Source organism: Paenibacillus sp. EZ-K15 (assembly GCF_002573715.1).
Taxonomy (GTDB): Bacteria; Bacillota; Bacilli; order Paenibacillales; family Paenibacillaceae; genus Paenibacillus_AQ.
Genome location: NZ_PDHM01000015.1, coordinates 16,872 through 27,299 on the forward strand (window position 1 = coordinate 16,872; position 10,428 = coordinate 27,299).

The 10,428-nt window shown below is 44.0% G+C and carries 6 protein-coding genes and 1 pseudogene; all 7 read left to right on the forward strand.

The window, feature by feature from the left end; all coding sequences use genetic code 11:
* The first annotated feature begins 104 nt into the window (after positions 1-104).
* Positions 105-596, forward strand: coding sequence for a hypothetical protein (locus tag CRG97_RS12560; protein ID WP_153047490.1), 492 nt, complete (start codon positions 105-107; stop codon positions 594-596).
* Positions 548-4,696, forward strand: a complete 4,149-nt coding sequence (locus tag CRG97_RS12565; RefSeq protein WP_153047491.1) for a golvesin C-terminal-like domain-containing protein — start codon at positions 548-550, stop codon at positions 4,694-4,696. The genes CRG97_RS12560 and CRG97_RS12565 overlap by 49 nt, the downstream gene beginning before the upstream one ends.
* A gap of 46 nt (positions 4,697-4,742) precedes the next feature.
* The gene (locus CRG97_RS12570) at positions 4,743-5,240 is read left to right on the forward strand and encodes an early set domain-containing protein (protein ID WP_153047492.1); all 498 of its coding nucleotides are present in this window, start codon (positions 4,743-4,745) and stop codon (positions 5,238-5,240) included.
* Between the two features lie 502 nt (positions 5,241-5,742).
* A complete protein-coding gene (locus tag CRG97_RS12575; RefSeq protein WP_098743264.1) occupies positions 5,743-6,804 on the forward strand; it encodes an AAA family ATPase in 1,062 nt (353 codons plus the stop codon).
* The gene (locus tag CRG97_RS12580; protein WP_237566374.1) at positions 6,804-8,609 is read left to right on the forward strand and encodes a vWA domain-containing protein; all 1,806 of its coding nucleotides are present in this window, start codon (positions 6,804-6,806) and stop codon (positions 8,607-8,609) included. The genes CRG97_RS12575 and CRG97_RS12580 overlap by 1 nt, the downstream gene beginning before the upstream one ends.
* A 555-nt stretch (positions 8,610-9,164) precedes the next feature.
* A pseudogene (locus CRG97_RS33575) lies at positions 9,165-9,248 on the forward strand (tyrosine-type recombinase/integrase); the annotation flags it as partial.
* Positions 9,249-9,457: 209 nt separating this feature from the next.
* Positions 9,458-10,075: a Type 1 glutamine amidotransferase-like domain-containing protein gene (locus CRG97_RS12590; protein WP_098743266.1), complete on the forward strand. Its 618-nt coding sequence runs from the start codon at positions 9,458-9,460 to the stop codon at positions 10,073-10,075.
* The last annotated feature ends 353 nt before the right edge of the window (positions 10,076-10,428 follow it).

A 10,428-nucleotide genomic window follows, 5' to 3' on the forward strand; every position in this document is an offset into this window, starting at 1 on the left:
CAGGCTGATTGCTTCTTTACGATCATTCGATCATTCGATCATTCGAGCAAAGGGGCATTATTATTTTGAAAGCGTTGTCATTAAGAGGAGAGGCTGTGATTTGTATGGTCAAAAGGAAGCTGTTTTTCTTAATCGTTTTCATGTTGACGATAGTAGTTCCTTTCAGCCTGGTCGGAATAAGGACCGCTTATGCGGAGACCTTACCTTATCAGACGATTATTATCGATGACGGGAGCATTACGATCAATGATGTTGTGACGCCTGATGCGGGTAACGAGAATAACGGGTTCTCCGCTCCTTATTGGACAACAAGCGCAGGAGTGAAGGGATACAATAATTCCAGTTCCAAATATACGGATGCCGTAGGTAGGAGCATCACATGGAATCCTCGCTTGGAAGCAGGGACGGCGAGAATATCGTTCTATAAGCTTGATTGGGCGGATAAAGCAGATAGTAATGTGAAGATTGAGATTGTTCATAACGGGACCACGGATGTCATGTTTATGGATCTTAGACCTTCGTCGGGTCCATCCGTTGGATGGGTGGATTGGGGGAGTATGAATTCAGTGGTGATGATACCGAATTTGTCAGGCTGACTCGAACACAACCTACGACGGGCACGATTATTACTCGGGCCGATGCAGTCAAGTTCGAAGGAAATATCAGGCAGCAAGCCCCGCCGTTGCCCCCGCTGCGGAGCCGCACATTAGCGAATCTCAGTTACACGGAAAAAGGCAGCATCGAAAATGATAACTATAAGGCGACCTTCTATGAGGCAGCATGGGATGGGGGCAAATCCATCGTTCGTGACTTGTTCTACAAGAACACGGACACGGGAAACTGGGTGCCGATAAATAATGTGGCGGAAAGACTTGAGGAGCAATGGGTTTTATTGGAAGGGAATGCGGGGAGCCGAACCAATTACTACGATACAATGAACAAACGCTGGATTACATTTGACGGGGTCACTTTTCCCGACAACCACACGGCGGTATTAACTGATTCCTCTCATGGAAGTGATTACGATTTTGAAGTGAACTGGTCCATGGCAGGGGATAAACCAGATGTTTCCTTAGCCTTCACACCTCGCCGCGATGGCAATTATGTGATTGGATATCAGTCCTTCACTACAGAGCTGATCTCCGGCGTCAATGAAGTATTAAATGGATTTAGGTCGCATGCAAAAATGGTAGGTACGGTGGAATCAACAAGCTTGAGGGAGCTGAGCGCTCCGATGAGTCTGGTTGAGAAGAATGACGGTTCGGGGAATCCATTGACGTATGGGGTATTTGTACCCTCGGAAGAGCTTCCGGTTGAATTTGAACCGACGGGAGGCGTTACGAAACAACGGCTTGGCATGAGCCTTGTCAACAACGAAGGCAGCGTGCAGCCAATCCTGTATGCTCCTCAATTAGGGACTTATTCGCAAATGACCGCGGAAAGCACCTATCAATTTCATATGGGACTAATCGCTCAAAAAAGCAATCTGTATGAGTCCTACGCGGATATTCTTCGCAACGAGTACGGTTACTCGGCATACCGGGAAAATGTCTCAGACCAGTCGCTTACTGACGCGATGTTCAATATGATCGATCTACTTAAGATAGAGCCGCAAGGGGACGACTCTGTTGATTATGTCCCGTCACCCAGCGGGTGGTGGAGCCGTGCCAAGGGCTTTATTGATATCGAAAACGAGGATAGCGTTCGAACAAGCTCGAATGCGGTTCTTCTGGGGGCTTACTATTTGACTGGAGATGACCAGCTTTACGATACGAGAGCATTGCCGTCCGTCCAGTATGGCGTATCGCGAAATGGTATCGGATGGTCGCCGACACAGAAGAAAGTATACGGTGTGCCTTCGTTATGGAAAATGGCCACCCTGCCGTTCGATGTCTCAAGCGTCGCCGCTGTTAATCAGATGATGGGCACTTCGGCAGGAATTGGGGCGCTGGCACAGGAAGAGTACCTCGTGCGTGATCCTGACCAGAAAGACCGGGGTCCTGTCATTCAGCCCCTGATGATGTATCGTATGACGGGAGATGCGCAGTATTTACAGGCTGCCAAGGATGCAGCCGACAGCTATATCATGCAGCATATCGATACGCCTGCATCCGTGAATGTAAGTAAAAATGAGTTCATTTATTATTATAGCAAGCTGTGGATGGAGATCTTGGAGCTTTATGAGGAAACTCAGGATCCCAAATACTTGAATGCCGCTTATAAGGAAGCCAAACGGTATGCCACCATGTTTGTTGCTCGTCCGGTTCCTGAAGGTAACGTTACGATTCCGCAGCCGGAGACGTATAATTACGCGGAGTCGTTCCATTGGCCGGAAAGCGGTAAATTTCAATATCCTAGGAGCAAGCTCCCAGAAGATGTAGCAGGAGGCGTACAAGCGGATAGTTGGCTTATTTCACCGAGCGGATTGACGTTTGAAGCGGGAAGTACAACCGGCTATTATCGGATGAATGCTCAGGAAGCTCCATTCATGCTGAGATTGTCGCTCTATACAGGTGATAAACTACTGCAGGATATTGCTCATAATGCGGTTATTGGTCGATATTCCAGTTATCCAGGTTATTACTATAATGGCTTCGCCGTTAGCCAACTTGAACCGGATTTCCCTCTGGAAGGCCCAAGCGGGGCTACATCCATCTATTATCACCATATACCGGGGCAGCTCGGGCAAACGATGGATTATTTGATCAGTGAACAATCGTTGAAATCGAATGGGAGCATTACATTTCCTTCCGTATTTGAAACTAATTTTTTATGGTTCAAATATCACCTTTATGGGAATAAACCAGGTCATTTCTACGGTAATTCCGACGTTTGGCTCTGGATGCCCAAAGGAATTATCCAGACTAACGATCCTCAGTTGAACTGGATAACAGGAGAGAGCGGGGATAAATTCTACATCGGGTTAAGCAACGTATCGTCAGATGAAGTTCAGACTTCAATCGAATTGAATGAACAAATCATTGGGTTCAACCCGGCACAAGATTATACCGTAACGATCATACGTGATAATGGCACACCAGAGCAAGCGATTATGAGTGGCGGAATCATTCAAGCCACGGTTTCAAGCAAGGGAATCACAGCTATCATTGTAGAAGGACTCAACATTGATGTGCCGCTGCACCAGGTCAGAACTGCGGATACATCGGATGCAAGCTATTTCTTCGATATCCACAGTCCAATCGATGCGGTTAAAGGCATGCTGTTCGTCAAACCCGACGAAACGGTTTATGATGCTTATGTGCAAGCCAAAACGACAAAACCAGCGACAATCCATTATTCCTTGGATGGCGGGGCTACGTATACGACCATCCCAGATACGATCTATCCGATGGAATGGTCAATACGGGTGAACGATTTATCCCAAACCTTCACGTATTATGTGGAATCGGAAGGGAAACAGACCCGCAAGCGGACACTCTATCTGCCTGATCAAGTAACGGAAACTCCAGTCCAACCCGATGATGGGCAGGATGGTTCATCTATCATTGTGGATAATACGGAGGCGGAGACAGAAGGCGTCTGGATAAGGGATACGACGGCTAACGACTATTACTATGATAACTATGTGTATGCCAAATCGACGGCCGGCACAGCGACAAGCAAAATGAAATGGCGGCCGGAGCTGCCGGAAAGTGTTACTTACAGTGTGTATTACAAGCTTCCGCAGATAACAGCTGCGAGTGAAAACTGGGCAACGAATGCCTCATTTACCGTTCATTATAGCGGGGGCACCGTGACGGTTACCGTTGATGAGACAACGGCGAATGGAACTTGGGTGCACCTAGGTGATTATCCTTTTGCTGCAGGTGATAGCGGGTATGTGGAACTAACCAATAAAGCCAACAAGTCAAGGGTAGTTGCCGATGCGATAATGTGGGTGGACCCGAACAGGATACCGCAACTGGAATCTGCGGTGATCCTGTCCGATCGGAACGAGCTGCAGATGACTCAAACCGCACAACTGAGCGTAACCGGTTATTTGGATAACGGTTTGATCGGTGATCTGACACAGGCAAATGTGCAGTATTTCGTGGATCGTACAGATCTGGCTGAAGTCGCTAGCAGCGGTAGGTTGACCCTTCTAAATCTCGATGGGGAAACGGATCACATTGAGGTATGGGCCACTGTAACGATGGACGGAGTGACCTTAACAACGCCGCCATTGACCATAACGATCAAGGACCTAACGGTTATCGTCGACAGTACAGATACAACGGGGTTATACACGACAGAAGGGTCTTGGAGCCAAAGCAATTTAGCCGGATACAAAATTGGGGTTAAGTCCCGTTACACTACAGTTCAAGGATCATCAGCAACGTGGAAAGGTCAGTTCCCAGAGGGGAAATATACGGTCTCCATCTACAAGCTTGTTCATACGACGGCAAACGATAATCATGTCAAAGTGGAAGTGAAGCATCAGACGGGTACCGAGGTCACGTATATCGATGCAACGGTCGGCTCATCGGGTTGGGTTAATCTAGGAACGTTCGACTTTACGGGAGACGGCAGCGAGTATGTTCGTTTAACCAGGGAGACTCCTACAACGGTAGACCCGCCAACGCTTCCTGCCGATATGATCTATACAAGAGTTGATGCAGTCAAGTTCGAACGGCATTCCGTTAGTCCGGAGCTGCTTGCAAATGAGGAGCCTGGTAAACCGACACTTTCTGAATAATAGCGGTGTTGCGACAGGCTTACATGATGGCAATTATGAGGTTACGATGAATATGTGGTGGGGAAACAATGGCTCACTGTATAAGTTGTACGAGAATGGCCAATTGATCCAAACGAAGTCAATGGCCGATGTTTCGCCAGCTGCCCAGACTTCCATGATTCCTATTCAAGGAAAGCCGAATGGAACCTATGTGTATACTTGTGAGTTATCGAATTTGTATGGAACGACTTCGTGTGATCCACACACCGTCACCGTGACTGAGGCGAATCCCGGCAAACCTGTGTTGTCCAGTGACAACTGGGATCAAGATGGGAACTATACCATTACTGCTAATATGTGGTGGGGCACGAACGCAGCACAGTATCGATTATATGAAAATGGCGAACTCATTGAAACGCAATCTTTATCTTCACAAACACCAAGTGCTCAATCGGCCATTACACAAATCTCTGGGAAATCTCCTGGCATTTATCAATATCGCGGTGAGTTTATGAATGGAAGTGGAACAACGGTAAGTGATGTTATACAAATTATTGTAAAATAACCCTAAGCGCTGAGTGGATGAGAACGATCCATTCGGCTTCTTTATTTCTTGGAATTTAGTATTGAACTATGAAAAATGCTTGTAAAACGATGATGTAACAAGACAGCGCATTTTTGGAACAAATGCCGGAGGATCCGACCGTGTTCTAATCTTTCAAGGCTCACAATTTCGATGATAATTCATTCCATGCAGTATATGCGCTAAACTGCCCTTACATGTTCCCAAGGCCGAAATTCACCAAGTGATTAAAGAAGTAAAACGGGTTATAAAGCCGGAGGGTCTCTATTGTTAGTATTTTATTCCTTCTTTCACTAAACTAAAAGAGTCGATTAAATGGAAAAGGTTTGTAGATACAGTCGTGATAGGCAAGGAACGCAGCAGCAACGCTATTCCCTTTAGTAACATCGTTACTTAAACAACATATTTTACGCTTTCTTAAAACCGCCGTAATGGTGGTTTTTGTTATAATAAGATTATCTTTCAAGAAAAAGGAGTATATCTATTGAATCTTGCTGTTCCCGTTACACAGTCACAATTGATGCAGATATTGCTTAACGTTTCCGTTATTCGCCCTGTCTTTATTTGGGGAGCCCCAGGGATTGGAAAATCAGCTTTAGTTGAATCATTTGCAGATCAAGTCGGACTTCCATGTGTTTCACTTTTAGGCTCTCAGCTTGCGCCAGAAGATATTATTGGCGTGCCTCAGATCGTTGATGGCAAAAGTCAATTTTGTCCACCCAAAATGATTGCTCGCAATGAACCTTACTGTTTATTTTTGGACGAACTTAATGCTTGCTCGCAAGAAGTCCAAAAAGCTTTTTACAGTCTTATTCATGAGCGTCGAATTGGTGATTATCATCTTCCAGAAGGCTCGATTGTAATCGGTGCCGGCAACCGTGCGCAAGATAGTGCAATTGTAAAACCAATGTCCTCTGCGCTCATTAATCGTATGTTCCATGTTCAACTTAATGTATCGTTTCAAGACTGGATTTCTTGGGCTTACGAAAACGAAATTCATACGATAGTTATTGAATATTTAGAGTCTCGCCCTGATCATCTTTGGAGTGCCCCTCCGAAAACGGAAGAACCTTTTTCCACGCCCCGATCCTGGCACATGCTTTCGGATGCACTTCGTGAGTTTGGCGATAATTTATCACCAGAAGTGGTCGGCATTTTAGCGGGTGGTTCTTTAACTCCTGCTCATGCAACACAATTTAAAGCTTTTTACAAAAATCTAAGTGGTAAATATCAATTAAATGCTATTTTAGAGGGCAAAATTTCATTTCCGTCTGCTGCAGAAGATCGTGATGTTCTCTATTTTCTGGCTCAATCTTTTCGAGCACAAATTATTAAAGAACTTCCTGCTCGAAAAGATGATATCAGTGGGAATCATAGGCAGTTTGCTCATACGGTGAAAAAATTGATTAAAGACTTGTCTGCCATTAGTTTTGAAATTGCACAGCTCGTTGTTGCGAAAAATGAACAATCCTCTAATATTCCTGACTGGCTAATGGTGGAAATTGTTCGTGACTTACCACGGCTCGCCGTTAAAGATAAGGGGTAATGATGTCAAAAAAATCGACACCTGTAAATCCAGCTTTAAAACAATTCCAAGCAGCAGTAGAGATAATTGAAAACCATCCTATATTTTCGCCTTTATGTTCAAGAACCAGTATTGTCCATCGTGATGGGACCCCTTATCCAATAAATGGTTGGGCAACTGTTACAAAAGGTGGATATATTTACACGCACCCTAAACGCCGAGGCGAAACCTCGGAGTGGGTCTATGTGCTTGCTCATTGTTTGTTGCATTTAGGACTTGGTCATTTGAAAACGAAAGATCATCCAGTGGCATGGAATGCAGCTTGTGATTTATACATTGCCAAATTTCTTGCTGATTTAAAACTAGGAACACCTCCTTCTGATATGGAAACACGAACGGATATGACCGTAAAGGATGAGGAGTTTCTTTATGAGCAATTTTGTGCACGGGGCGTTCCGGAAGTTTTGAAATATTTTGGCACAGCAGGTGTAGCAAGTTCGGATATGGATGTTCGGGATACAGCAGCGCGTAGCTATTGGGGGGGAGAACCCGAATGGGAAAAATACTTTGCAATTGGGTTATCTAACGCGGTCACAAGTGCTGTAAGTGTTGCAGGAGGTTACTCCGCTTCCCTGACAGATTCTACGAGTGTTAAAAGTGCTGCACAGCGGGCAAAACGGTGGTTCATGGACCGTTATCCATTGCTCGGCGCACTTGCTTCCGGTTTTTCAATTATTGAAGACCAAGCTATCTGCCAAAGATTAAGCATTTCCGTTGCGGCTATTGATGTTGTAGAACGCGAAATTTACATGAATCCAGCAGCTGGATTAACGGACGAAGAATGTATTTTTGTGATGGCGCATGAGTTATTACACGCAGGTCTACAGCATCATGAACGCTGCCAAGGTCGCGATCCTTATTTGTGGAATGTCGCTTGTGATTATGTCATCAACCTTTGGTTGGTTGAAATGCAAGTTGGTGAATATCCTAATATCGGTCTGCTTTTAGACCCAGAGTTGAAAGGTTTATCTGCAGAATCGATTTACGACAAAATGGTTGGAGATATTCGCTTATATAGAAAACTAGCTACGCTTCGTGGCAATGGATTAGGCGATATGATTGGCAAAGGTGATGCGTCGCTCTGGGATGTTCGAAATGGGCAAACGCTTGATGATTTTTGCAAGAATGCTCTTCAACAAGGTTTAATGTATCACGAAGAACAAGCTAGGGGTTTACTTCCTTCTGGGCTTGTTGAAGAAATTAGAGCACTTGGTCAACCACCGATTAAATGGGATGTTGAGCTTGCCAAATGGTTTGATTCATATTTTTCTCCACTTGAAAAAACGCGGTCCTATGCCCGTGTCAGCCGTCGCCAATCATCAACGCCAGATATCCCAAGACCTCAATGGGTTTACAGCGGTTCATCTGAGGATGGACGTACGTTTGGTGTGATTTTGGATACGTCTGGTTCAATGGATAAAAAATTGCTCGCTAAGGCGCTTGGTGCTATTGCTAGTTACGCGCAAGCTCGAGATGTACCATTTGCTCGTCTTGTGTTCTGCGATGCAGCTCCTTACGATGCGGGTTATGTTGCCCCAGAGACAATCGCAGATCGTGTTCAAGTCAGAGGTAGAGGGGGAACCGTTTTGCAGCCTGCGGTTGATTTAATCACTCATGCTGAGGACTTTCCAAAAAATGGACCACTTTTAATTATTACCGATGGTTATTGCGACAAACTGACCATTCGACGAGAACATGCTTATATATTGCCAAAAGGAAATGAACTACCTTTTTCTCCTAAAGGACCTGTTTTCCGTGTCGATTAAGAAACAATACGCACTGAGCAAGCTGAGGTTTAAAAGTATGTTAAACACAACTCACCTCAAAAAATAGAATTCAATAAGGAGCCTCATGCTTTACAGGAAGTACAATGGTTTCTATTCATGACATGCCAGATAATATTACGATTACAACGGAGTACGCTCTTGAACAGTTGAAATGATAAAAAGAATTATATTTTTTTGAAAGTCGAATGCGAAAAGTTCTATTTTTACGAGAAATCTGTCTCAATATTCGTAATATCAAATGATAAATGTTTAGAGATATACGGCTACAGTGAAAGAGATATGAATAAAAGGCTGGAGACCGGAGACCTGCAGGTGTCACAAATGTGATCTGCGGGTCTTTTTTTGCAGAAATGAGTGTATAAACCCGAGGAATGGATTTTCTCGGGCCAATCGCACGAAGGGCACTTGACAGAGCCTTCTGTGTAGAAGGTGTTTTAACATGCGAAAAACCGGTCCAATGTAGCGAAAAAGGTGAGTATTCACGTGTTGTGACATTCCTTTACAAAGCATTTACTGTAAGGAGGTACGGATCCAAGGTATATACAAGAGTTACTCGGGCACCAAAGCAGTCGAACAACAGTGCGTTATACTCATGTGTCTATGAAGGACGCCAGATAGATTAAGAGCCGGCTGGATTATTGAAATCGGGGTATTACGGAGAGGGAGTTCGTAGATATCCTGATGAAGGGAGTGTTTACGAAGTACGGGAATACACGTAATATGGAAGTATTCGCGAAGTTCGTAGATAAGACGTTAGCAGAAATCAGGGGAATGCTTAATTAAATTATAAAGATTAGATAAACTATTATTTAAGGACGGGGATTTCAATGAGTAGCTTGTTACTAACCTCTTGTGGTTTTTATACTGAAGATATTAAAAATCAATTTCTGGATTTTATTGATAGAGATATTTCTCAATTAAAGGTCTCTATTATTACAACAGCATCCCCTATGAAAGAAAATAATAGATATGCACAAAGGGCAATGCAAGATTTCAAGGACATGGGGTTTCAGCATATTAATTTTGTAGATATAGAATTTGATGACCCGCAAATTCTCATACATAGAGATGTTATATATATCAATGGTGGAAATCCATTTACATTATTGTATTACGCTAAGAAAAGTGGTGCTGATGAAATTATTAAAACACTGGCCGCACAGAATGTAATTATAGTTGGAGTAAGTGCTGGAGCGTTATTACTGGGGCCGAATATTAACATTGTCGATTTCTTTACTCCACAGATGAACACAATGGATTTAACGGATTTTAAGGCATTAGGTGTAACCGACAAGCTTATTTTTCCTCACTATGATAGAGAGGACGTATTTAAAGATAGTACTAATAAAACAATTGAAGAGAGAATAGTAGAATTTGAATCCAATGAGAATTGTAAGGTGACAAGGCTTAAAGATGAAGAATATATCTCAATCTTAATGAACTAAGCACATTGAAAGTAGCTCGAAGAAGCCCCTGAAATCTGCTAACAACGTATTCACGCTGCGGGGCTACGCCCCTTGGTCTGCCAGAGGGATTTCGAGGAAGTAGTATCCGGCAGACAACTCCTGCGAGGCTAAGTCTTCGACCCAGTCGCTGACGCTCCTTTAAGCCTCTCGGGTTCGTGAATACAGGAACGTTATAGGAAATCAGCGCAAAAACCGATAATATCAAACATCAATTAACTCTTAGTTTCCTTTAAACTAACAAGCAGATTAGAAAGAGAGGTTATTATGCTCTTCTGTCAAGAAAGTGGACACCTTTAGAAGTTAAGCTGCATTCTCGTAGTAGAGCTGTTCAA